We start from the raw sequence: 22,420 nt of genomic DNA, 5'->3' as shown, positions 1-22,420 counted from the left end.
ATTTCGCTTGAGTTTCAATGATTCAAGCACAGCAAGAAAACGCTCTTGTAGCTCAGTTGGTAGAGCACACCCTTGGTAAGGGTGAGGTCGGCGGTTCAAATCCGCCCAAGAGCTCCAGATAAAAGCCCTGAAGATTTCTTCAGGGCTTTTTTTATGTGTAAAAATAAAATACTTGGAAGAACATGGAAACCGGTTGCTGTCTGGCAGCATTGTTTGATTGCATAAACGATTGTTTTCCCACCTATTCATACGACACTTTTTCTATCCCTGCCTACACTTGCTCATGCTGAAATCCTAAACAGGCGGAGTAATCTATGAGTTTGAAGTCTATAAGTGGCCGTATGGCACTAGTACTCCTTGCCGCCAGCATTGTTGGCTGTTCAACAACATCAAAGCAGTCTTGGTGGCAATGCGCTATCGCAGGTGCAACTGTCGGTGGTGCAGGTGGTGCAATGTCAGATAAGGAAGCGGCTACATGGGGAGCCGTGGGTGGAGCATTGATTGGTAGCCTTATCTGTGCGTTAAGTGGTCAGGAAGAGCCTAAAGTGACTGATTATGATCGTGATGGTGTTGCTGACACGCACGACCGTTGTAAGAACACACCCGCCGGTGTGCCGGTTGACCAGTATGGTTGTCCGATTGTCGTTGATAAGGATTCTGATAAAGATGGCGTGATGGACAAGCGCGATCGTTGTCTGAATACACCTCCTGGAGTTCCTGTCGATGAATATGGTTGTCCGTTGCCGCCAGAACGTGTACTCCATGATGTGACATTCAAGTTCAATTCCAGTGAGTTGACCGATCAGGCCAAAGCCATTCTGGATAAGGAAGCGGCTTACCTGAAGAAATACCCCGGTACGCATTATCAATTAGTGGGTTATACCGACTCCACAGGTAATGCAACTTACAATGTCTGGCTTTCCAGACAACGTGCTGATTCTGTAATGAACTACCTGGTGCAACAAGGGGTTAAGAGTAATCGGTTAACGACACTTGGTATGGGACCGAAGGACCCCATTGCAGATAATGCTACCCTGGAAGGACGCATGAAAAACAGGCGGGTAGAAATAGAAATGGTTAACCGTTAGTCATCACTGATAGTTTTTTGATAGTTGCCGGAGAAGCATTGCTTTACCGGCAATTGTCATAAACTGGCTAGGGGGATTGAATATAAGCACGCGCGGCTTGTTGGTATTTCGCCTGCGGCAATAATGTTTTCATTTGAACAAAGGTTTTCATAGGCGTATCAACCAATAGAGCGTTGACTACCCAGTCAGGAATATTGCCTCCAGGTTCGATATGCGCGGTATAACTGATTTCCATCGATCCGCTTTTGACGGGGGTAATTGACCATTCACCGGTTAGGTAAGGAATGCGAACATAATTATTCTTTTCCGGAAGATAATTGGGCAGACCTTTCATTGAAATCTGTACAGAGAGTGTTTGGGGATCCTGTTCCAGTTCGCTGTAAATAATGGCATCACGGTCTTTGACGGGCCAGGGTAGATCGTTGATGCTGTAATTATACACTTGGGTTGGAGAGACGGTTTGTAGCCGCTTTAGTGAAAGGCAGCTGTATAACCAGTCAGGCCCGGCATTGGTGTCTTCCAGTAGTGCAACTACACCTGTCAGTGTGCTATCGACAGTAGTGATTGCCTTAAAGGATTTCAGTGTGGAGCCCGGAACATCCCTTGTGTAAACAGAAATACCTTCATTCTCTTTTGCCAGGTCCCATGCGATAAGCGAGGGTGAAAAACAGAGGGTTTTGCTCAGTACTAATATAGAGATAAGTGCTTTCATTCTTCTTTTTATTCACTTTTTGTTCGAACCATCTCAAGGATGAAACTGTCAAATTATATACCTTGGATACGAGTTTTTAGTTAGCTTAATTGACAAAAAGGTTATTGAACAGAAGCTGTACGTAGAGAAGCTCTATGTAAACCAAACTTGTACAGCGTGATCTGTAAGAGTTTTCTAGAATAATTTGGCGGTTAAATATATAACCATCATGGATAAGGGCTGGTTCTCATCAGTAGCATGAGCCAGATTGAACGCGTTGACCCGGGGTAAGCAACAGCATGTACCAGACAGAAGACGTCCTTACGCCAGAATTTCTCCAGCAGGGGGCTGATGCCCTGAAAGCGACGATATCCGGTTGTTATGGATTGGATGAATCCGAATGGCTGTCGCATCTGATGTCATTGGCGGAGCCGTCTTCAGGGGAAATGTCAGCGATTTCTGAGCGTGCTACCCGGTTGATAGAACAGGTACGTAGTCGGGATGACGCCATCCTGATGATTGATGCCCTGTTACTTCAGTACAGCCTCGATACCCGGGAAGGCATATTGTTGATGTGTCTGGCGGAAGCCTTGATGCGCGTGCCAGATGCCCAGACCGCCGATGCCTTGATACGTGACAAGTTAAGTGTGGCCGACTGGGAGCAATATCTTCGAAAGAGTGATTCCTTATTGGTCAACGCTTCAACCTGGGGGTTGATGTTGACGGGTAAGGTGGTCACGCTGGATGAAACCGTGGATGGGTCACCGTCTGGTGTGATTAACCGCCTGGTCAACCGCCTGGGTGAGCCCGTTATCCGTAAGGCCATGCACCAGGCCATGAAAATCATGGGGAAGCATTTCGTACTGGGGCAAACTATCCAGGAAGCCTTGAAATACGCCCGTGAGTACCGGGAGAAAGGGTATACCTACTCCTTTGATATGCTTGGTGAAGCCGCACTGACAGCTAAAGATGCCAGTCTCTATTACGATGCCTATGCGCATACAATAGAAACCATCAGCAATAACCATACTGATGGCGAAAATGTGTCAGCACCGACGATATCCATCAAGCTTTCGGCACTGCATCCCCGCTATGAAGTGGCACAGGAAAAACGGGTGATGTCTGAACTTTATGATGCATTACTGGCATTGCTGCAGAAAGCGCGCTCAAACAATGTCGGGATTACCATTGATGCAGAAGAGGCTGACCGTCTTGAGCTGTCGCTAAAACTGTTTGAGAAGCTGTATCGTCATCCTTCCCTGGCAGGATGGAATCAGTTTGGTCTGGTGGTTCAGGCATACTCAAAGCGTGCACTTCCAGTGCTTTGTTGGTTGGCGGCTTTAGCCCGTGAGGTTGGTGATTGTATCCCCGTCCGGCTGGTAAAAGGCGCGTATTGGGATAGTGAAATCAAGCTGGCGCAACAGATGGGCTTATCCAGCTATCCCGTATATACCCGAAAAGAAGCGACAGATGTCTCTTACCTTGCCTGCGCCCGTTTCCTTTTGAGTGAGACGGTTTCAGGGCTGATATACCCGCAGTTTGCTACCCATAATGCCCATACCGTTGCCAGTATTCTGACCATGGCAACCCATCGGCAGTTTGAGTTCCAGCGTCTGCATGGTATGGGAGATGCACTCTACAATACCCTGATGGAACAGGAAGCGTTAACCGTGCGGATTTATGCCCCGGTTGGCAGTCATCAGGATCTCTTGCCTTATCTTGTCAGGCGGCTACTGGAAAATGGCGCGAATACATCCTTTGTACATCGGTTGGTAGATGCCAAAACACCGATTGCAGATCTGGTCAAACACCCCGTTGCCGTGTTGCGAAGTCACGCATCACTGGCTAATGATCGTATTCCTCTTCCGCCAAATATATATGGTGCCTCACGACTTAATTCGGCAGGTATCAATATCAATATCGAATCCGAATGGCAGCCATTTCAGGACGGTATCAACGAGCATTTGAAGACAGTGTATTCGGCAAGTCCCATTATTAATGGACAACGGATCATGAATGGACATTGCCATTGCGTACAATGTCCTTATCAGCTGCAAGAGAAAGTCGGAGAAATCTATTGGGCGGATACGCAGTGCGTCCAGCAAGCCATTGATGTTGCAGTCAATGCTTTTCCAGCCTGGAGCAGCAGACCGGTTGATGAACGTGCGATTTGCCTGGAGCGTCTGGCTGATTTGCTGGAATTCCATCAGCATGAGCTTGTTGCGTTGTGCCATCGGGAGGCCGGGAAGACTATACAGGACTGTATTGATGAAATCCGGGAGGCGGTTGATTTTTGCCGATACTATGCTCTTCAGGCAAGAGAGCACTTTGCTGTCAATGTTCTAAACGGTCCGACGGGTGAGTTGGATGAACTTTATCTGACGGGGCGTGGTGTATTTGCCTGTATTAGTCCGTGGAACTTCCCGTTGGCAATATTTCTGGGACAGATCTCAGCGGCTCTTGTCGCCGGGAATACGGTGATAGCCAAACCTGCCGAGCAGACCGGACTGATTGCCTGGCGAGCGGTTCAGCTGATGTTGGAAGCGGGCTTCCCAGCAGGTGTCATACAATTCCTGCCGGGTGATGGTTATACCGTAGGTGCGGCCCTGGTGGCTGACGAACGCTTAGCGGGAGTGGCGTTCACCGGCTCCACCGAAACGGCAAAACAGATCAACCGGACATTAGCGGCGAAAGAAGGCGCCATTGCTACGCTTGTGGCTGAGACGGGTGGCCAGAATGCCATGATTGTGGATTCGACTGCGCTACCTGAACAAGTGGTTATTGATGTCGTGCATTCTGCATTTGCCAGCGCGGGGCAGCGCTGTTCTGCGCTGCGTGTACTGTATCTTCAGCAGGATATCGCCGATCGCATGATTGAACTGTTAAAAGGGGCAATGGCTGAGCTGTCTGTTGGTAACCCGGTATTGCATGAAACGGATATTGGGCCGGTTATTGATGCAGAGGCACACGATCAGTTACAGACCCACGTCAACAGTATGAAAGCGTCGGCGGTGTTGCTGGCTGAAACGCCATTGTCGGTGGATTGTCATAACGGGTGCTTTCTGGCGCCGGTTGCTTTTGAAATCCAGTCCATCAAAGAGCTGGAAAAAGAGCATTTCGGACCGGTGTTACATGTTATCCGTTATGCAGCGAGTGAACTTGACCGTGTGATTGATGAGATTAACGGGACAGGGTTTGGCTTGACGCTGGGCATTCATACACGCAATGAAGCGACAGCCGCTTATATTGATCGTCGTGTCAGGGCGGGTAATGTCTACATCAACCGTAACCAGATAGGCGCTGTTGTTGGTGTTCAGCCATTTGGTGGGCAGGGGTTGTCAGGGACCGGCCCCAAAGCGGGTGGGCCTCATTATCTGCTTCGGTTTGCGACGGAGCGAACCCGTTCGACTAATACAACGGCTGTTGGCGGTAATGCAACCTTGTTGTCACTGGGCGCAGGTGGTTGATCAGGCCTTTTGCACGTAGTGATATAAAGAACGCGGGGGAATATGTTGTTTTTAAGTGATTTTTACCCCTGCGTTTCCAACAGGTTTTTCTGAATGGCAGGTTTTCGCAGTTTCCAGATTTGTGAATCCACTATGTAATGGTGGAAATTGATGGTCGCGTAAATCAGCAGTGCCAACGGAAGACCTGTAGTAAGCGATGTGGCTGCAACGATGGCTTCCAGGTTGAAATACAACACCGTCGATAGAGTAAAACAAACGCCCATATAAATCAGGAACCGACCGGGTTGACTCAAAAAAGAGATGGTACGGTGATTTTCTTCAACGCCTGCAGCATAACGTTTGCGGTTAAACAACCAGACAAATCCGATGTATTGCGCGTTATGCCATATGTTGATCGTCAACCAGCTGCAGTTAATATCATTAATGGCGACATAAGAAATGGTGTAAATAAAAAAATGGGTCAGTACATAGCCGTAATAAAAGGGTGTAATGTCTTTTCGCAGTAGTGCCCTGGTGCCGCAAATCATCCAGTAGACAATTGAGCCATAGCAAAGGGCGAGTAACGCGAAACGGATATTTTCTGGCAAGGTGGCAGTCCAGATGGGAATCCCCAGGAAGTGACTGTGGCCAGCGCTGATCATATAGGTAAAGGTCGTAAGCGGTACGAGATAAAAAGCGATGCGCTGTCCACGATGAGTCGCGAATGCCTTGCATTGCCCTTTCATGCCATAAGACTTCGCCACCCCTTCACTCTGGCGCGAGTAGTGGTACCACTGCCAATAGAGGTAGACACTACCGATAATGACTGCACTGGTCAGTGAATAAAGGGCGAAAACGGCTGTGATTATCAGCAAGGGGAGGGGGATTAAAAAGTGCCAGTGTTCCCTGGCGCTTTTTTTGTCAAAACCTATCCGTGTAAACGTTGAAATAACATGGTGGTAACCGAGAATCCACAGGTCTGCCATTAATATCCATTCAAACCAGCCAGGTATCAAATAGGCGCACAAACCGGAAACAATGGCTACGAACGGAATAAAATAAATAAAGTAATAATCGCCACGGATAGCCGGAAATAAGTGTTGCTGTGAATAGGGGGGAGCTGTGTGCATAACGTTTTGAATCATCCATTATTCATTCTCGACAATATAGCATAGCGGATGAATTAGCATCGTTGGATGTGATGCTGACAGGGAAATGGATCGTGATGTATTTACAGGTTCAGCTATTGAGACATAATCTCTAGCACAACATGACGGATCGCCTTGCGTTGCCAGGTGTAGGCAATATGTATTGAACCCTTGCTGTCTTCTATCACCGCTGGATAGGAAAATTCCCCGTGTTCCTCTTCCAGTGTTATGGTTTGATGCCATTGTTGACCATCATAACTGAGTGAAATGACGAGAGGCGTACGCCCGGCAATCACTGGATTGTGAACCAGCAGGTGAATACCGTTTCGCAGTGTGACAGCATCAATGGCCGAGTTGGGGTTGGGGAGCAGGGTGGCTTCCAGTTCAGACCAGCTCTGACCATTATTGTTGGACCAGGTTTGGGCAATGACGCCGGAATGTGTCCTGCATAATGCCTGTATTGTTCCGTTAGGATGGGTGAGTAGTGTGGGTTGTATCGCACCCAGCCTATCTGGATCTTCAACGGGAATGTGAAGTCGCTTTTGATCCGTCTCTATTTCGAAATGGATACGCCAGCCTTGATCTTCAGTGCTGGAGGGGTGGAGGGTGCTGCCATTGGGAAGTGATAGTGGTTTGTTCCTGATGGGACCGAGATAACCTTCGGGATCTGGCTGGGGAGGTGACCAGCGTTTTCCATCAGCCGATAGAGAGTGGAATCCCTGCCAGGTACGTGGAGATTTGCCTGCCTTGTAATAAAGATACAAGTGACTACCGTCGTTAAAGAGTACGGGGTTCCAGTGGGCTTCAGCGCTATTTTCAGGTGTTAGCAAGATGGGTGAGAGCCACTGGTCATGCTCGTAGTGTGCGCCCCAGATGCGAACGTCGTCATATCCCTCCTGACTACCGCCAAACCAGGCTGCCATCAGTGCCCCCGGTTTAATTTCAGTGAGCGTCGCCGCATGGCAGGTCTGTGTAGGGAGCAAATCCGGTGACACAACAAATGTTTTACTGCGTATGTTGAGTTGGATCTCGGAGGGTTCTGTCATGATGGAGCCCTGCAGGAAGATGATAATGACCAGAAAACAACAACTGATCACCAAGGGATAATTTTTGACAGGCATTCATCGCAAATATGAATATCATAGTTACTTATTATTAGATCTGGCGAATTAAATGATTCATCAAGCAAATTTTCTGTATACCCGATTAATTGTCAGGTTATAGAGAAAAGCAGGTATTTCTTTCGATTATAACGGTAATTGTCAGTAATTTCCGCAGTCTTCAGGCTCGTATAAAAAACAGCTACTACATTAGTTAGTCAATATTTAGGTACTGAAACTTTTACTGCGTTTTGTTTGTCTAAAACTCCAGAAAGGAGCTTGATATATGCAGGGAAATACCACCGTTATTATCACATTTGTTGCCTATTTCGCGGTTATGCTGGGGATAGGCTACGAGGCATACCGACGCACGGCTACGTCTTCGGATTATTTTCTGGGAGGGCGTTCGCTCGGTCCCTGGACCGCGGCTCTCAGTGCCGGTGCGTCTGATATGAGCGGTTGGTTATTGCTGGGGTTGCCGGGTTATGCGTTTGTGGCTGGACTCGAGGCTTTCTGGCTCGGGGCCGGTTTATTAGTGGGCACTTGGTTAAACTGGGTACTGGTTGCAAAACGCCTCAGAATCTACAGTAAAGCGCTGGGTGATGCCCTGACTCTATCGGAATATTTTTCTAATCGATTCAATGATCAAAGCAAAGTGCTTCAACGCCTCTCAGCCATATTCATATTGCTCTTTTTCCTTTTTTATACCAGCTCGGGCCTGGTTGCCGGAGGCAAGCTGTTTGAAACTGCTTTCGGGCTGGACTATCGGTGGGCCGTGATAATCGGCGCTGTCAGCGTGATTTCCTATACCCTGTTTGGGGGATTTCTGGCGGTATGCTGGACTGACCTGGTACAGGGTTTATTAATGTCAGCAGCGCTGATTATTGTACCGCTGGTGGCTCTGGAGTTCAGTGGCGGTGTCGGTCATGTCCTGACGACCATGCAACTAAAAAACCCTGAATTGTTGAATATCATGACCGATGTGCATGGTAACTCCTTGAGCACTATTACCATTCTGTCCTTATTGGGATGGGGGCTGGGTTATTTTGGGCAGCCACATATCCTGGCCCGTTTCAAAGCCGTTAAATCGGTTGATGATATGTCTGTGGCTCGGCGGATTGCCGTCACATGGACGGGCTTCTGCATTCTGGGTGCATTTATGGTCGGACTGGCTGGGATGGTCTATGTCGATACCCACCCGGGTATTATCCTTGAAGACCCCGAACAGATCTTCATGCTGCTGGTCAGTAGCCTGTTCAACCCATTGGTGGCGGGTATTCTGCTGGCGGCAATTTTAGCGGCGATCATGAGTACCGCAGATTCCCAGCTATTGGTCTGTTCTACCGCATTTGCCGAGGATTTGTATCGTGACGTCTTCAGGGCGGAGGCTACCCCGCAGGAAGTCCTACACGTGGGACGGGTGTCGGTGATCGTGATCTCCATTATTGCCTGTCTGCTTGCCATGAATCCTGACAGCAATGTACTTGGCCTGGTCTCCTATGCCTGGGCAGGTTTTGGCGCCGCCTTTGGACCAGCCCTTTTGATCAGTCTGTTCTGGAAGCGAATGAGCCGTAATGGCGCCCTGGCGGGTATTCTGGTCGGCGGTGTTACTGTGGTGGTCTGGAAGCAGTTGAGTGGGGGATGGTTTGATCTATATGAAATCATTCCGGGCTTTGTTCTTTCATTGTGCGCTATTGTAGCCGTGAGTCTTCTTGATGGATGTTTGTCCGGCAATCCGCTGACCGGGCTCGATAATACTGAGGTCGAATCAGGCTAGCACAGGCATATTCCGGCGGTTGATTTGGTGCTTTACAAGAAATGCCATTAGTATCCTAGAGAGGGATACGGTTAATTCGCTACGTCATATGACTGACGTGGCAACAGGATGGAGGGGAAATATGGCGCAGGGATTATCCGCAGATGCCATCATGCAACAGGAAGCTCAATATGGCGCCCACAATTACCATCCATTGCCTGTCGTATTGGCCAAAGGTCAGGGGGCTGAAGTCTGGGATGTTGATGGCAAGGTCTATTTTGATTTCTTATCCGCCTACTCAGCGGTAAATCAGGGGCATTGTCATCCCAGAATTATCCAGGCGCTGGTTGATCAGGCATCCGCCCTGACGCTGACATCGAGGGCCTTCTTCAGCAGTGAGCTGGGGCCTTTTGAAGCGTTTCTCTGTCAGACCTTCGGGTATGACCGCATGCTACCCATGAATACCGGTGCTGAGGCTGTTGAGACAGCCATCAAGCTCTGTCGGAAATGGGGCTACCAGAACAAGGGGATAGCCCCTGAAAAGGCCACAATAGTGGTTTGTGACGGGAATTTTCATGGACGCACCACCACTATCATCTCATTTTCCAATGATCCTGATGCCCGCAATGAATATGGTCCTTATACCCCGGGGTTTATTTCTATTCCTTATAATGATGTCGCACGCCTCGAGGAAGCCCTGAGCCAGCCGAATGTTACCGGTTTCCTGGTTGAACCGATCCAGGGAGAAGCGGGGGTGATTGTGCCGGATGACGGTTACCTGCGTCAGGTCCGGGCATTGTGTGATCAGTATAATGTCCTGTTCCTCGGTGATGAAATCCAGACCGGCATTGCCCGAACGGGGCAGTTACTGGCGGTGGATCATGAGCAGGTTCGACCGGATGTCCTGATTCTTGGAAAGGCGCTTTCCGGTGGTGTATTCCCTGTTTCAGCGGTTCTGGCCAGTGATGACGTGATGCTCTGTATCCAGCCCGGGCAACACGGCTCGACCTATGGCGGCAATCCCCTTGGCTGCCGTGTAGCGACGGTCGCCATGGAAGTAGTGCGAGATGAGAAACTGGCTGACAATGCCCAGCGGCTGGGGCAGTTGTTCAGGGATGGCTTGTCGCAAATCCAGCACCCCATGCTGAAGTCCGTCAGAGGAAAGGGCTTGCTGAATGCGATGGATATTGAACCAATGGATGGGGCTGAAGCCTGGGATGTGTGTTTAAAACTGGCAGAAAATGGTCTGTTGGCCAAGCCCACGCACAGAGATACCATCCGCCTTTCTCCGCCACTGGTCATCAATGACGCACAGATTCATCGGAGTTTGTCGATTATTGAGGATGCATTGAAGGCGTTTTGAATGGGAATGCACCTCACCGGGAAAACCGGTGAGGTGCAGACTGATTACTGCTGCAGCATATAAAAGGGAAAATAAATGGCTGTGGCAATGAAAATCCACAGCGCGATATCACCGATTCGCTTTTCCACCCTGTTCAGCCGACGCCAGTGTTTGCGGGTCACATCCTGTTCCTTGTGCATTTCAGATCCATTGGTATTCAGTATTGTTGAAAAGGATCAGAATACGAGGGGCGAGTACAAGATTATTTATTCATTGTTCGGCGCCTGCATATTACCAACCGCCATGACAACCCTGCTTTACCCGCCACCCCAAAATTCCGATTGAAGAAATATCGGTATGTCTGCCCATTGCTTGAGTCCCCGGGATGGTCTGAATCAAATCTTTTTTTCATGACGCGCTGTAGGCTGTGTGCTGGATTTTTTTGAGGCGTATTGTGAACGTTGTTCTCTATCTGGACAGGACAATACACCATTGTGTAAGAGGCAAATGAATGGTTCTGGAGGCCCTCAATTTTACTGCCGGGGTGACGCTGCCCATTTTTGTCATGATGTTTATGGGGCTTGTTCTCCGACGCCTACGGGTCATTGATGACCATTTCATGGATATCGCCTCCCGGCTGGTGGTCAATTTTGGTCTGCCGGCGGTCCTGTTTCTCGGGACAGTAAGCATGGACCTTGGTCTGGCGCTGGGCGCCGTTTGGCTCGGTTATCGTGGCACGCTCCTGGGTGTTCTCTGCCAGCCCTACAGCAGTGGCCAGTTACGTCATGGCCCGAACCATGGGCGGTAATGCCCAGCTGGCAGCCTGCATTGTTGTGCTGCGCTATGGGCATTACCTGTAATCAGGGATGGCGTGAGGTGTTCGCTTGTGAACCTCCGCATCGCGGTAGTGGTCATTGAGCCAGCACCGGGGCAGGCTTTCGCCGGACAGGAAGCGGAGACTGCTTTTTCGGAATTGCTCAGGCTCGGCGGGATCTTCACCCCACTGAATACAACCGGTCACGTTAGCTTCACAGGGGTTAAAGAGTTCTTCGGGCTTGAGGATAGAAACCAGCTTACCGCTGTCCTTTAAGGATAGAAACATAATGTTGCTCCCGGAGATTATGCAGGGTGCAAGAGCACACGATTACTGAAGGGGTTGGTGACGGATGAGCTGCTGCCTGCAAGCAGGATATCCGGATAATGACGAAAAATGTGTTGTTTGATTTTGTGTGCCTGCAACGGATAGAGATCAACCATGATCAGGCAACACCCCTGTTCGAGCGGCTGCCGGAATGGCGTCAGGCGGTAATTAGGTTTTGACATGCCTGCCAGCCCACCGGACCAGGCCCCGAACAGTCCGCAGAAAATGGTGAGTAACGCCACCTGCGGTAAGGCAAACGTGAATGGCAATAATTCCAGCGTTCCTGCGACCGTTGAAATCAACAGACCGCCTGACCCACCAATGAGCGCGCCTTGCTCACCCGAATGAATGATGTCTCGCTCTTCCAGTAAATTGGCTTCGTGCAGGTGATTATGCGTCAGGCTGTCGGGATCGTTACAGACTACATGCACATGCCATTCACTGATGCCTTCCGCATGCAGGTCTTCCGTTATACGTTTGGCCTGTGCCGGAGAATGAGTGAGGTAATACAACCGGATCATGGTTACCTCCATCGGATCACACTGTGCTGAATAAGTGTAGGTAGATGTTCTGTTTGTGGTGGTAAGAATACCTAGAATGAATGTTTCTATAAAAGAAAGGGTTGATGCCATGCGTCTATGACATCAACCCGTATCTTATCTTATTCGTGTTTTTGGTGAACGGGAGGCTTGTTTTGACGGGAGTACCTGCAGGCTCTATTCGTTTATTACCGGTTGAAGCGAGCCTGTTTTTAACAGTTCACCGAACCGTTTTTTCTTCTCTTCGTCTGACAGGATGGGAGAAGCCGAAACGTCACTGGCGCAAAGCGGTGACAGATCGGGAGCGGCGAGCGATTCATCGACGGGACGGGTCATGGCTTCTTTGCCCATGATGTAAGTGTCCATCACATCCAGCGCTTCCAGGAGTCCGAGATGTTGCTCGTCAGTCTGCGCGTTGTCTTCAAGTTTGGCGGCGATGTTGTCGCGTATTTGCTGAAGTCGTTCCAGCGGCGCTGATTCTCCGTGCGCTTTTAGCCAGTTAGCGGCGGATTCACCATTGGTTGCCATGTAGGGGCGCTTACCTGTCCGGAAAAAGGACAGATTCTACCACACCCCATTCCTTTCAGTCGTTGGCTATTGCCAGTGCCTTGTTGGAAACAGCTATAGTGTTTTTCGGTAATTACCGATCGGTACCCCCCGTGATGATGCCTACAATTGCGCCTTTTTCCTTTAGCCCCGTGAGGGATCATGCTGCCATACGACGAGTCAATGCGGATACTGGCTGAAAAGCTCAGACAGTGCCAGTCAGGACAGGGCTGGTTTCGTATGGAGCAACCGTTACCTGCGATTGCGCCGCTGGCGTGGCTGCAGGGGGTTGATGCAACCTGCCGTTTGTACTGGACCGAGCGCAGTGGTAATCGCAGTGTGGCCGGCGTCTGCCCCGAGATAAATGTGACGCTTACAGGGTCAGGGTCGCTGGGCGAGGCCTTTGCCCGGGCACGTGACGTACTTCAGGCACTGCCTGGCGCCCATTTCTACGGCGGGATGGCTTTTGCTGACCGCACCTCGGTGCAATGGCGTTCATTTGGCTATGGTCGTTTTATCCTGCCGCGCTTTGAACTGGTTCAGCAGCGCTCTGAAACGGTGCTTGCCTGCAACCTTTATTTGCCCGGTGGTGAGGAGAGTCGGAAAAAATGCCATGACGCTGCCGCCTGGCTGGAAGCCCAGGCGAGCCGGATCGTGTTGCCGACTACGGATGTTTACAAAGCGCCGGGTATCGCTGAGCGGGACAGTGTCCCGGATCAACAGCAGTGGCGCTATGGCGTGGAACAGGTGCTGGCTGCTGTTGCCGGCAAAGCGCTGCATAAAGCGGTGCTTTCACGTGAAGTGCGCTTGAAGCTTGCCGACTCCCTGCATTTGTGGGCATTCCTGCAGCGCTGGCACACTGAAAATCCTCGCAGTTATCAATTTGCGCTTCAGGTTGAGAGTGGCGAGTGCTTTTTCGGTACGTCACCGGAACGGTTATTTCGGCGGCAGTCACGCCTGCTCTGGACAGAAGCGCTGGCCGGTACAATGGCGCGCGGCGGCAATGTTTCTGAAGACCAGCAATTCGAACACCTATTGCTCAACGATGACAAGAACCGGCATGAGAATGCGCTGGTACTGTCGCATATCCGCGATGTTTTGGCCGGACTCTGCGAAAGTCTGGAAAGCGACCGTGAAGTTTCAGTCATCAAACTCCGACATATTCAGCACCTGATTCACCGTTTCAGGGGCGTGATTCGTCCGGGGGTCACAGACTATGACCTGCTGACGACATTGCACCCGACGCCGGCTGTTGGTGGCAGTCCATGGCATGAAGCACGACAGCTGATTACGACGTTGGAACCCCATAGCCGTGGTTGGTACAGCGGGGTATTTGGCAGCATGGGACTCAATGAAACCGAGTTCGCCGTAGCGATCCGCTCAGGGTTGCTTCGCGGGCGTCATCTGTCGCTTTACTCGGGGGCCGGGATTGTTGCGGGATCCGAACCGGATGCAGAGTGGCAGGAACTGGATAACAAGATTAATACCGCCTTGGCGTTACTGGATGGATAATGGCTTTTAACTGCAAGTTGTCTGATATCAACAGCCTCTGGTGTGCGTTGATCATGGAAGAGCTGGTGCGCAATGGCGTAGAGCATTGCTGTATTGCACCGGGATCACGTAATTCTCCCTTAACCCATGCGGCAGCCGCACACACCCGGCTGAACAAGCATGTGCATTTTGATGAGCGAGGGCTTGGTTTTTTTGCCTTGGGCATTGCCAGGTCCACCCGTAAACCGGTTGCCATCATCACGACCTCGGGTACAGCCGTGGCCAATTTATACCCGGCGGTTATTGAGGCGGCCATGATGGGGATTCCGCTGCTGATTCTTTCTGCAGACCGGCCGGCGGAACTACTGGATACCGGTGCGAACCAAACCATTAACCAGACGGCGATTTTCAGCCGTTACCCGGTGCAGGAAGTGCAGCTGCCGTGTCCTGATACCGCCATCGCACCGCAGTGGCTGCTGTCAACATTGGATCAGAGTATCACCCGTGCACGGACTTCGGGCGTCGTTCATCTCAACCTGCATTTGCGCGATCCATTGTATCCAGGTCTCCAGAGTCCAGATTGGTCGGCCTACATGGAGCCCGTAACAGACTGGATGAAGGCTCATCGTCCCTGGACACAATACTGTCTGTCAGGTCAGCGACTGCCTGATGAATCGCAGGTCCTGGTAGATCGCTTGTTTTCACCCAAAGGTGTTCTGGTCGCAGGTCAGCTGGCGTCTGACGACGCACAGGCCGTAGCAAGACTGGCTGAAAAGCTCGGATGGCCCTTGCTGGTGGACGTGCAGTCTCATCTACATGGGCACTCGCTATCCTTACCCCATGTTGATCTGCTGTTGAACAATCCCACTGTTTGTGAACTGCTTGATCAGGCGGATACGGTACTGCAGTTTGGCGGTCGACTGGTCAGTAAACGACTGTCGCAGTGGTTGGCGAATGGACGACGAAAGCACTATTGTTTTGTCGATAGTGGCGTTAGCCGACTGGATCCGGCCTGTAATCAAAGTCTGCGTTTACAGGCAAATATCAGTGAACTTTGTCGTTTTCTGGAAGCAGCGTTGCCTGAACGGCGTGAGCCGGGTGACTGGTATGCCCAGCTGATGGACTATGGCATCCGCTGTCGTGCAGCGCTGGTTCGGCTGTTGCCGGCAGAACTCAATGAGATGTGGGTTTCCCGTCATATTGTTGAACAGCAACGTAAAAACGGGTGCCTGTTCATTGGCAACAGCATGCCGATCCGCTTGATTGATAGTCTGTCTGATGCCCGGCTCCATGGTGAAGTTTTTACCAATCGTGGTGCCAGCGGTATTGATGGTTTGATCGCGACGGCATCGGGCGTGGCTGCCTCAGGTCGACAGGTGACCTTGTTATTGGGCGATCTTTCCTTTCTCCATGATCTTAATTCACTGGCCTTATTGCGTGATCTCCCTGTGACCCTTGTGCTGCTGAACAATGATGGCGGCAGTATTTTTAGCATGATGCCGGTTTCCCGTGACGGTGATTTTTTCAAACACTATTTTCAGGTCAGCCACGGTTTGAATGCAGAACAGGCGGCAGCCATGTTCGATATCCACTATGAGACACCCGTTGAATGTCAGGCTTTTGCTGAGTGCTATGAACAGGCCAAGGCGTCTGACAAACCTGCAATCATTGAGGTAAAAACACCACCTGCTGAAGCCACTGATATGTTGCGACGTGCACTTGTCATGGCGAGTGAGCTCTGATGACGCTGGCGTTTCGCACTGAAGGTGATCCAGTAAATCCTGCGCTTGTTATGCTGCATGGCTTTTTGGGAAATGCTGCGGATTGGGTGCCGGTCGTTTCCCTGCTTAAACGGCAATTTTTCTGTGTTTCTATTGATTTGCCCGGACATGGAGATAGTGCGGCTGTTAGTGCAGGTTCGGGGTTTGATGACTGCTGTGCCCAGATCGACACTACGCTGAAATACATCGGCATTCACGCATGCTGGCTGGCAGGTTATTCACTGGGTGGTCGAATTGCGATGCATTATGCCTGCTGTTATCTGCCTAACCTTGAACAGCCTGATGCCATTAAGTTGCATGGGTTAATACTGGAGTCAGCGCATCCTGGTCTCAAGCATGAACCGGAGCAGTTGGCACGCAAAAAACAGGATCACCGCTGGGCACAGCGGTTTCGCAGTGAGCCTCTGCCGGCCGTTTTAGATGACTGGTATCAGCAGCCTGTGTTCTCTGATCTCTCACCGGTTGATCGGCAGGCAATGGTTGATCAACGATTGAATAATAACGGTTCCTCGTTGGCAGATATGCTGGAGATGACCAGTTTATCCCGGCAGACCTGCTTTCATGATGCGTTATGCCAGCAGTCATTGCCGGTAATGTACATCTGTGGTGATCGGGACCATAAATTCCAGTCGATTGGGCAACAGTTCAGCGACTGTCCGACGATGACGGTACATATACAGGAGCAGGCTGGCCACAATGTTCATCATGCCTGCCCGACGGCTTACGCCGATACTCTCCTGGCCTTTTACTCCTCCATGACAGAACGGAATTAGATTATGAATGATGTATCAATTAAGCCCGCCCTTGACTGGCAGGACTGCTCTGAAGGTTATGACGATGTGCTTTATCACAAGGCGGAAGGCATCGCCCGCATCATGATTAACCGTCCAGGGGTGCATAACGCTTTTCGTCCGCTGACCGTGATGGAAATGTCCCGGGCCCTGTCTGACGCTCGTTATGACAGTGAGATTGGCGTCATCATCCTGACCGGGGCAGGTGGTAAGGCATTCTGTTCCGGTGGTGACCAGAAGGTGCGTGGTGATTCCGGTTATCGTGATGATCAGGGCGTGCACCATCTGAATGTGCTCGACCTGCAGCGTCAGATCAGAACCTGCCCTAAACCCGTAGTGGCAATGGTGGCAGGCTATGCCATTGGTGGTGGGCATGTGTTGCATATGCTCTGTGATCTGACCATTGCGGCGGATAATGCCGTCTTTGGCCAGACCGGTCCGAAAGTCGGTTCCTTTGATGGGGGCTATGGTGCCAGCTACATGGCGCGGCTGGTAGGTCAGAAAAAGGCCCGGGAAATCTGGTTCCTGTGTCGGCAGTATGATGCAACGGCAGCCCTTGATATGGGGCTGGTGAATACGGTGGTTCCCCTGGAACAGCTGGAACTGGAAACGGTCCAGTGGTGCCGTGAGATGTTGCAGAATTCCCCGATGGCATTGCGTTGCCTGAAAGCGGCCTTGAATGCGGACTGTGATGGTCAGGCGGGTCTGCAGGAACTGGCTGGTAATGCGACCATGCTCTTCTATATGTCAGAAGAAGGACAGGAAGGACGGAATGCCTTTGTGGAGAAGCGGGCGCCGGATTTCAGTAAATTTGGTCGTAACCCCTGATGTTGCTTGAATCGGCAACGATCTACCGTTTTCGGCTGCCGTTTCGGCAGCCTCTGACCCTGAAAGGCCATCGACTTCAAACGCGTCAAGGACTGATTCTTCAGCTGAAAACCGGAGACGGTCAGCGGGGCCTGGGCGAGTGTTCGCCACTCCCGGGATTCAGTCCTGAGTCGTTGGATGATGCCCAATCCCAGCTTGAAGATGTGCTCAGGTATTTGATGAGACAGCCTGATTGTCTGACAACCGTCATTGAATCGGGAGCCCGTGGTTGCATTAAGCGTATGCTGTTTTCCTCTGTGGCTTGCGCTGTGGAAGGTGCGGCCTTAAGTCTTGCCGGGCAGTTCAATGTCGCACCAACATCGACAGCAGTTTGTCCTTTATTAATGGGGACGCCTGATGAGGTGCTGGCTCAGTTTGTCCGTTTGCCAAACAGTGCAGAAATAAAGCTGAAAGTTGGCAGGGCAAGAGTGGATGATGACATTGCCGTAGTAAATGCATTATGTGAGCAGGCTTCACCGTCGCTGCGAATTCGTCTGGATGCTAACCGGCAATGGTCATTTGCAGATGCAGAGCGATTTTGTCGTTCAGTCAATGCTGAGCGCATTGCCTTCCTGGAAGAGCCCTTGGCAGATTATCAGCGATTGTCTGAGTTAGGTGATTCGACCCGTTTACCGCTGGCCCTGGATGAGTCCCTGCAGGTCCCTGACTGGCGCTTCTCTGTCTTCCCTGGATTAGAGGCTTTAGTCATTAAGCCCATGTTGGCTGGTGGCATCGTCAAAGCACAGCAGTTAATCAAGCAGGCAAGGGCGGCGAATCTGCGTACGATTATCAGTGCTTCTTATGAGAGTCCGTTAGGCATCAGGCAATTGGCTTGCCTGGCGCATCTTGAAACCCCGGGTGAATTACCAGGATTGGATACCGTCAATGCCTTTTGTACGTCATCGGTTGAAAGGTTTGAATATTTGCTGAGTAATACTGTTAGTCAACAAGATCCTGTATTGGAGGAAGTATGGCGTTGTACCGCTGCCCATTAAGGCATCAGGCGATTCACTCACCGGATGCAGTGGCAGTTTGGCTGGAAAATGGCCGTATTACCTTTTCTCAATTAGATAGACTGGTATCCGATATTCAATGCCAATTGATAGCAGCAGGTCTTCAGGCCGGTAGCCATTTGGCTGTTGTGAGTGGTAATAGCCTGACTATGTTACTGCTACTCCTGGCTTGTCTGAGATCGGGTATCGTATTTTGTCCTTTGAACCCGCGTTTTCCTTCAGCGCAGCTTGAAGATTTGATGAATTCGCTGGATTGCGATGGTTGCTTTATAGAGGACAGTGTGTGTTTGCAGGGGCTTTCCTTGTCTGGAGTCGCCAGAATCGCACTTGTGAATCCTCAAACTGTCTCGCCTAATAATCCTGCAGCCGCATTGCAAGATATAGCATTAGATGCTGAGCGCCTGTGTGACCTCATTCTGACATCCGGTAGTTCAGGTAAGGCAAAAGCGGCAGGTCATTGCTACAGGAATCACTACTACAGTGCCGTGGGATCACAGGAAAAGATTCCATTGGGCAGCCATGATGCCTGGTTACTGTCTTTACCTCTGTTTCATGTTGGGGGGTATGCCATAGTTATCCGATGTCTTGTGGCAGGGGCTGCCATTGTCCTGGCACCGGAAATGGCAATGAAGCAGGTATTGCATCAATTCCCTGTGACACACTTGTCTCTGGTAAACACTCAATTATTCAGACTATTACGCACTGAGAATGTGCTGTTGTCAGACACAGCGCTCAAGGTCATATTGATGGGCGGTGGTTATGTATCGTCTGATCTGGTGGCGGACGTCAAGACGCAGGGTATTCATATTCTGACCAGCTATGGTTTGACGGAGTCCAGTTCCCAAGCCTGTACAGGAACGCCTGTTTTTCTTGATGACCAGCGGCTAACGTCCGGTCAGCCCTTACCGTATCGACAGGTCAGAATCAGTCACCAGGGAGAAATTCAGGTTCGCGGAGAAGTGCTCTTCAAAGGCTATTACCAGAATGGCGGTCAATGTGATCTGTCGCTTGAAGAGGGCTGGTTTGCTACGGGAGATCTGGGTTATTTCACCGATGACGGTCAGTTGGTAGTGACCGGAAGACGCGACAATATGTTTATCTCGGGTGGCGAAAATATCCAGCCGGAAGAGATTGAAAAGGCATTGTTAGCTCTGCCCGGTGTTCGTCAGGCGGTCGTAGTGCCTGTGTCTGACCGGGAGTTTGGTCATCGGCCAGTGGCCTTTGTTGACAGTGATACACCGGATGATAATTTGAATTGTTTACGTTCAGGACTTGCGTTGCGCCTTGTGCGCTTTAAAATGCCAGAACGGATATATCCATGGCCTGCAGAAATGATGAGTGGCGGACTGAAAGTCAATCGACGTGTGTTTAGGGAGTTGGCGGAGAATCGTCATCGACTCCCGCAGTAAACAGGCGGTAACGATTCCGGGCTGATCTGCAGGCAGAAAACTATAAACGTGTATCAGCTGTTATTGAGAGCCCGTTAACACTGGGGCGGCTGATCCGATCAGGCGGTTTACGATATGAAAGCAGGGAATTCCGGCAAGGTGCGGGCGTTTATCGCCTATCGCCTGCCTCTGGATGTTTCTGCAGCACTCTATAAAAAGGCCCGTCACCATGTTGGTGAGGATCTGGTCGAGACGCTGCGCTGGGTGGCACCACAGGATTATCATCTGACACTGCGCTTTCTGGGCAGTTGCACGGAAGATCAGTTACAGCAGATTTCTCAGGGGCTTCATGAGGCCCTGCAGGATGTCGATGGTTTTCGCTGCATGACCGGAGAGGTCAACTACTTTCCTTCCACCAATCACCCGCGCGTTATGGCGCTTATGGTGCATTCGGGCAAAGTGATGGAAAGACTTTATACATTATGTGATGAACTGGCGGTTGCCGCGGGAATCCCGAGTCAGTCCCGCCACTTCAGGCCCCATGTCACCCTGGCAAGATTTCCAACAGATACGCAACGACTGTCCATGTCTGTCTGGCGCCTGCCGGGCTTTCATCTCACCGTACGGGACATCGCCTTGATACGCAGTGACTTGACGCCTGAAGGTGCTCGTTATTCAGTGATGGAAACCTTCTCGCTTGAGCCTGCCTTGCAGGGGGCCGTCGCTCAATAGGCGACGGCTGCTGCAGAATACTCGGCTTCAAGGTCAACGCGCCAGGGCAGTCTGTATTGCTGCATTGCCTGAAGCAGTTGATCTTCACTCATGGTCCGGAAACGGGTCGTGAGTAAAGTGCGTTGAATTAATGCCAGTTCGCGCTCGCTTAACTGACCGATTTCCGTATTTTCAAAGATACCTTCCTGCATCAGGTTTTCGCGCCATGTATGGCTTTCTGTGGATGCCATGACATGTTCCGCCAGTCGGCTGGACAACTCATCAACATTGAATAGCTTTCGTAATCCCATGATTGGCTCCTTGCTCTCTCTTTCGGTACGTTTCTTTGACTTTAATCGGGGTAGCGACGTATTGGTGTAGCCGTTATGTTCTTCTTTGTTTCCTCTTGTTACTGGTCATAGCATTCGTTATCAACGATTAAGCAAGTGATATGCCACTATTTTGGATGTCAGTATTTGGGTTTCCCGTCTTTGATAAGGGTCAAGGTTTCTGCCGGGATAGCCCGCTACCATGCTTCGCTTAAGAACAATGGAGTGAAACATGGAGCTGGTTTGCCCTGCCGGTAGCCTGCCGGCCCTCAAGGCTGCCGTTGATAACGGTGCGGATGCGGTTTACATCGGTTTTCGTGACGACACCAATGCCCGTCACTTTGCCGGTTTGAATTTCAATGAGAGCAAGGCGGTGAAGGCGCTTGAATACGCCAGGATGAAGGGGGTGAAAATCCTGGTGGCGATCAATACCTATCCGCAGCCTGCGGGGTGGTCACGCTGGGAGCGGGCCGTGGATATGGCTGCGGATTTACGGGTCAATGCCATTATTGCGGCTGATATGGGCGTGCTCGGCTATGCCAGGGAGCGCCATCCTGATATTGGCCTCCACCTGTCCGTTCAGGCCTCGGCAACCAATGTTGCCAGCCTCTCGTTTTATCAACAGCGGTTTGGCATCAAGCGTGCGGTATTGCCCAGAGTGTTGTCCGTTAAACAGGTGGCAGCACTGGCCGAAAAAAGTCCGGTCGAGCTGGAAGTGTTTGCCTTTGGCAGTTTGTGCATCATGTCAGAGGGGCGGTGCTACCTGTCCTCTTACCTGACGGCAGAATCCCCTAATACCGTTGGCGCCTGCTCGCCTGCGCGTTTTGTTCGCTGGTCTGAAACCGCCAATGGGCTCGAATCCCGGTTGAACGATGTGCTTATTGATCGTTACCAGGCCGGTGAAAATGCCGGCTATCCCACCCTGTGCAAGGGACGCTTTTCGGTGCAGGGAAAGACCTGCCATGCACTGGAAGCGCCCACAAGCCTGAACACATTGGCGTTGATTCCGGAATTGACCCGGATGGGCGTTTCCGCTGTCAAAATTGAAGGCCGACAGCGCAGCCCGGCCTATACGGCTGAAGTGACCCGTGTCTGGCGTGAGGCGCTGGACAGCTACCGCAGCAATCCCACAGGTTATCAGCCGAAAGATGAGTGGATGCGCTCACTGTCCCATCTGTCTGAAGGTAGTCAGACAACCCTGGGCGCCTATCAGCGTGCCTGGCAATAATGCCCCTCAAGCAACACGGTCAAG

At 51.0% G+C, this 22,420-nt stretch carries 21 protein-coding genes and 1 tRNA gene; 14 read left to right on the top strand and 8 right to left on the bottom strand.

Features of this window, described 5'->3' with window-relative positions; genetic code table 11:
- The first annotated feature begins 41 nt into the window (after nucleotides 1-41).
- Together AC27K1_RS17435 and AC27K1_RS17430 are read left to right on the top strand one after the other, a co-directional pair.
- Nucleotides 42-117, top strand: a tRNA-Thr gene (locus AC27K1_RS17435).
- A 224-nt stretch (nucleotides 118-341) separates the two neighbouring features.
- On the top strand, nucleotides 342-1,088 hold the full coding sequence (locus AC27K1_RS17430; RefSeq protein ID WP_487152073.1) for an OmpA family protein: 747 nt from the start codon (nucleotides 342-344) through the stop codon (nucleotides 1,086-1,088).
- A 67-nt stretch (nucleotides 1,089-1,155) separates the two neighbouring features.
- Here AC27K1_RS17430 and AC27K1_RS17425 read toward each other — a convergent pair whose 3' ends face one another.
- The gene (locus AC27K1_RS17425) at nucleotides 1,156-1,800 is read right to left on the bottom strand and encodes an START domain-containing protein (protein WP_487152072.1); all 645 of its coding nucleotides are present in this window, start codon (nucleotides 1,798-1,800) and stop codon (nucleotides 1,156-1,158) included.
- A gap of 278 nt (nucleotides 1,801-2,078) precedes the next feature.
- Here AC27K1_RS17425 and putA point away from each other — a divergent pair, with 278 nt between their 5' ends.
- On the top strand, nucleotides 2,079-5,246 hold the full coding sequence (gene putA / locus AC27K1_RS17420; RefSeq protein ID WP_487152071.1) for a bifunctional proline dehydrogenase/L-glutamate gamma-semialdehyde dehydrogenase PutA: 3,168 nt from the start codon (nucleotides 2,079-2,081) through the stop codon (nucleotides 5,244-5,246).
- A gap of 62 nt (nucleotides 5,247-5,308) precedes the next feature.
- On the opposite strand, the gene AC27K1_RS17415 is transcribed toward putA, so the two are convergent.
- Together AC27K1_RS17415 and AC27K1_RS17410 are read right to left on the bottom strand one after the other, a co-directional pair.
- Nucleotides 5,309-6,355 (bottom strand): hypothetical protein, encoded by a 1,047-nt coding sequence (locus AC27K1_RS17415; protein WP_487152070.1) that lies wholly within the window; start codon nucleotides 6,353-6,355, stop codon nucleotides 5,309-5,311.
- 113 nt (nucleotides 6,356-6,468) lie between these two features.
- Nucleotides 6,469-7,419: a sialidase family protein gene (locus tag AC27K1_RS17410; RefSeq protein ID WP_487152069.1), complete on the bottom strand. Its 951-nt coding sequence runs from the start codon at nucleotides 7,417-7,419 to the stop codon at nucleotides 6,469-6,471.
- Between the two features lie 340 nt (nucleotides 7,420-7,759).
- On the opposite strand from AC27K1_RS17410, the gene putP reads away from it, so the two are divergent.
- Together putP and rocD are read left to right on the top strand one after the other, a co-directional pair.
- Complete coding sequence (gene putP / locus AC27K1_RS17405; protein WP_487152068.1) at nucleotides 7,760-9,250, top strand: sodium/proline symporter PutP; 1,491 nt, start codon at nucleotides 7,760-7,762, stop codon at nucleotides 9,248-9,250.
- 121 nt (nucleotides 9,251-9,371) lie between these two features.
- Nucleotides 9,372-10,592, top strand: a complete 1,221-nt coding sequence (rocD, locus tag AC27K1_RS17400) for an ornithine--oxo-acid transaminase (RefSeq protein WP_487152067.1) — start codon at nucleotides 9,372-9,374, stop codon at nucleotides 10,590-10,592.
- Between the two features lie 44 nt (nucleotides 10,593-10,636).
- On the opposite strand, the gene AC27K1_RS17395 is transcribed toward rocD, so the two are convergent.
- Nucleotides 10,637-10,771: a hypothetical protein gene (locus AC27K1_RS17395; protein WP_487152066.1), complete on the bottom strand. Its 135-nt coding sequence runs from the start codon at nucleotides 10,769-10,771 to the stop codon at nucleotides 10,637-10,639.
- A 311-nt stretch (nucleotides 10,772-11,082) separates the two neighbouring features.
- Between AC27K1_RS17395 and AC27K1_RS17390 the strand changes: the two genes are divergently transcribed.
- Complete coding sequence (locus AC27K1_RS17390; RefSeq protein ID WP_487152065.1) at nucleotides 11,083-11,379, top strand: hypothetical protein; 297 nt, start codon at nucleotides 11,083-11,085, stop codon at nucleotides 11,377-11,379.
- A gap of 42 nt (nucleotides 11,380-11,421) precedes the next feature.
- Here AC27K1_RS17390 and AC27K1_RS17385 read toward each other — a convergent pair whose 3' ends face one another.
- From AC27K1_RS17385 to AC27K1_RS17375, 3 genes are all read right to left on the bottom strand, one after another.
- Nucleotides 11,422-11,673 carry an acetyltransferase gene (locus AC27K1_RS17385; protein ID WP_487152064.1) on the bottom strand — a complete coding sequence of 84 codons (252 nt, stop codon included), beginning with the start codon at nucleotides 11,671-11,673 and terminating at the stop codon, nucleotides 11,422-11,424.
- Between the two features lie 17 nt (nucleotides 11,674-11,690).
- Nucleotides 11,691-12,233 (bottom strand): hypothetical protein, encoded by a 543-nt coding sequence (locus tag AC27K1_RS17380; protein ID WP_487152063.1) that lies wholly within the window; start codon nucleotides 12,231-12,233, stop codon nucleotides 11,691-11,693.
- A 195-nt stretch (nucleotides 12,234-12,428) separates the two neighbouring features.
- The gene (locus AC27K1_RS17375; RefSeq protein WP_487152062.1) at nucleotides 12,429-12,779 is read right to left on the bottom strand and encodes a hypothetical protein; all 351 of its coding nucleotides are present in this window, start codon (nucleotides 12,777-12,779) and stop codon (nucleotides 12,429-12,431) included.
- Between the two features lie 180 nt (nucleotides 12,780-12,959).
- Between AC27K1_RS17375 and AC27K1_RS17370 the strand changes: the two genes are divergently transcribed.
- From AC27K1_RS17370 to thpR, 7 genes are all read left to right on the top strand, one after another.
- Nucleotides 12,960-14,309, top strand: coding sequence for an isochorismate synthase (locus AC27K1_RS17370; RefSeq protein WP_487152061.1), 1,350 nt, complete (start codon nucleotides 12,960-12,962; stop codon nucleotides 14,307-14,309).
- A complete protein-coding gene (gene menD / locus AC27K1_RS17365; protein ID WP_487152060.1) occupies nucleotides 14,309-16,030 on the top strand; it encodes a 2-succinyl-5-enolpyruvyl-6-hydroxy-3-cyclohexene-1-carboxylic-acid synthase in 1,722 nt (573 codons plus the stop codon). The genes AC27K1_RS17370 and menD overlap by 1 nt, the downstream gene beginning before the upstream one ends.
- Nucleotides 16,030-16,842, top strand: coding sequence for a 2-succinyl-6-hydroxy-2,4-cyclohexadiene-1-carboxylate synthase (gene menH / locus AC27K1_RS17360; RefSeq protein WP_487152059.1), 813 nt, complete (start codon nucleotides 16,030-16,032; stop codon nucleotides 16,840-16,842). Before menD ends, menH begins: the two co-directional genes overlap by 1 nt.
- A 3-nt stretch (nucleotides 16,843-16,845) precedes the next feature.
- Entirely contained in the window at nucleotides 16,846-17,688 is an 843-nt protein-coding gene (gene menB, locus AC27K1_RS17355; RefSeq protein ID WP_487152058.1) for a 1,4-dihydroxy-2-naphthoyl-CoA synthase, read from the top strand.
- A complete protein-coding gene (menC, locus tag AC27K1_RS17350; protein ID WP_487152057.1) occupies nucleotides 17,688-18,722 on the top strand; it encodes an o-succinylbenzoate synthase in 1,035 nt (344 codons plus the stop codon). Before menB ends, menC begins: the two co-directional genes overlap by 1 nt.
- The gene (menE, locus tag AC27K1_RS17345; protein WP_487152056.1) at nucleotides 18,698-20,149 is read left to right on the top strand and encodes an o-succinylbenzoate--CoA ligase; all 1,452 of its coding nucleotides are present in this window, start codon (nucleotides 18,698-18,700) and stop codon (nucleotides 20,147-20,149) included. The genes menC and menE overlap by 25 nt, the downstream gene beginning before the upstream one ends.
- A 114-nt stretch (nucleotides 20,150-20,263) precedes the next feature.
- Nucleotides 20,264-20,860 (top strand): RNA 2',3'-cyclic phosphodiesterase, encoded by a 597-nt coding sequence (gene thpR, locus AC27K1_RS17340; protein WP_487152055.1) that lies wholly within the window; start codon nucleotides 20,264-20,266, stop codon nucleotides 20,858-20,860.
- Here thpR and AC27K1_RS17335 read toward each other — a convergent pair.
- The gene (locus AC27K1_RS17335; RefSeq protein WP_395183267.1) at nucleotides 20,854-21,150 is read right to left on the bottom strand and encodes a hypothetical protein; all 297 of its coding nucleotides are present in this window, start codon (nucleotides 21,148-21,150) and stop codon (nucleotides 20,854-20,856) included. The two genes, thpR and AC27K1_RS17335, sit on opposite strands and share 7 nt — an antisense overlap.
- Before the next feature lie 250 nt (nucleotides 21,151-21,400).
- On the opposite strand from AC27K1_RS17335, the gene ubiU reads away from it, so the two are divergent.
- Nucleotides 21,401-22,396, top strand: a complete 996-nt coding sequence (ubiU, locus tag AC27K1_RS17330) for a ubiquinone anaerobic biosynthesis protein UbiU (RefSeq protein ID WP_487152054.1) — start codon at nucleotides 21,401-21,403, stop codon at nucleotides 22,394-22,396.
- Nucleotides 22,397-22,420: the final 24 nt, after the last annotated feature.

Source organism: Kistimonas ophiarachnellae (genome assembly GCF_057552235.1).
The sequence above is the reverse complement of the archived record's forward strand: the minus strand, read 5'-3'. Positions and strand labels throughout refer to the sequence as shown.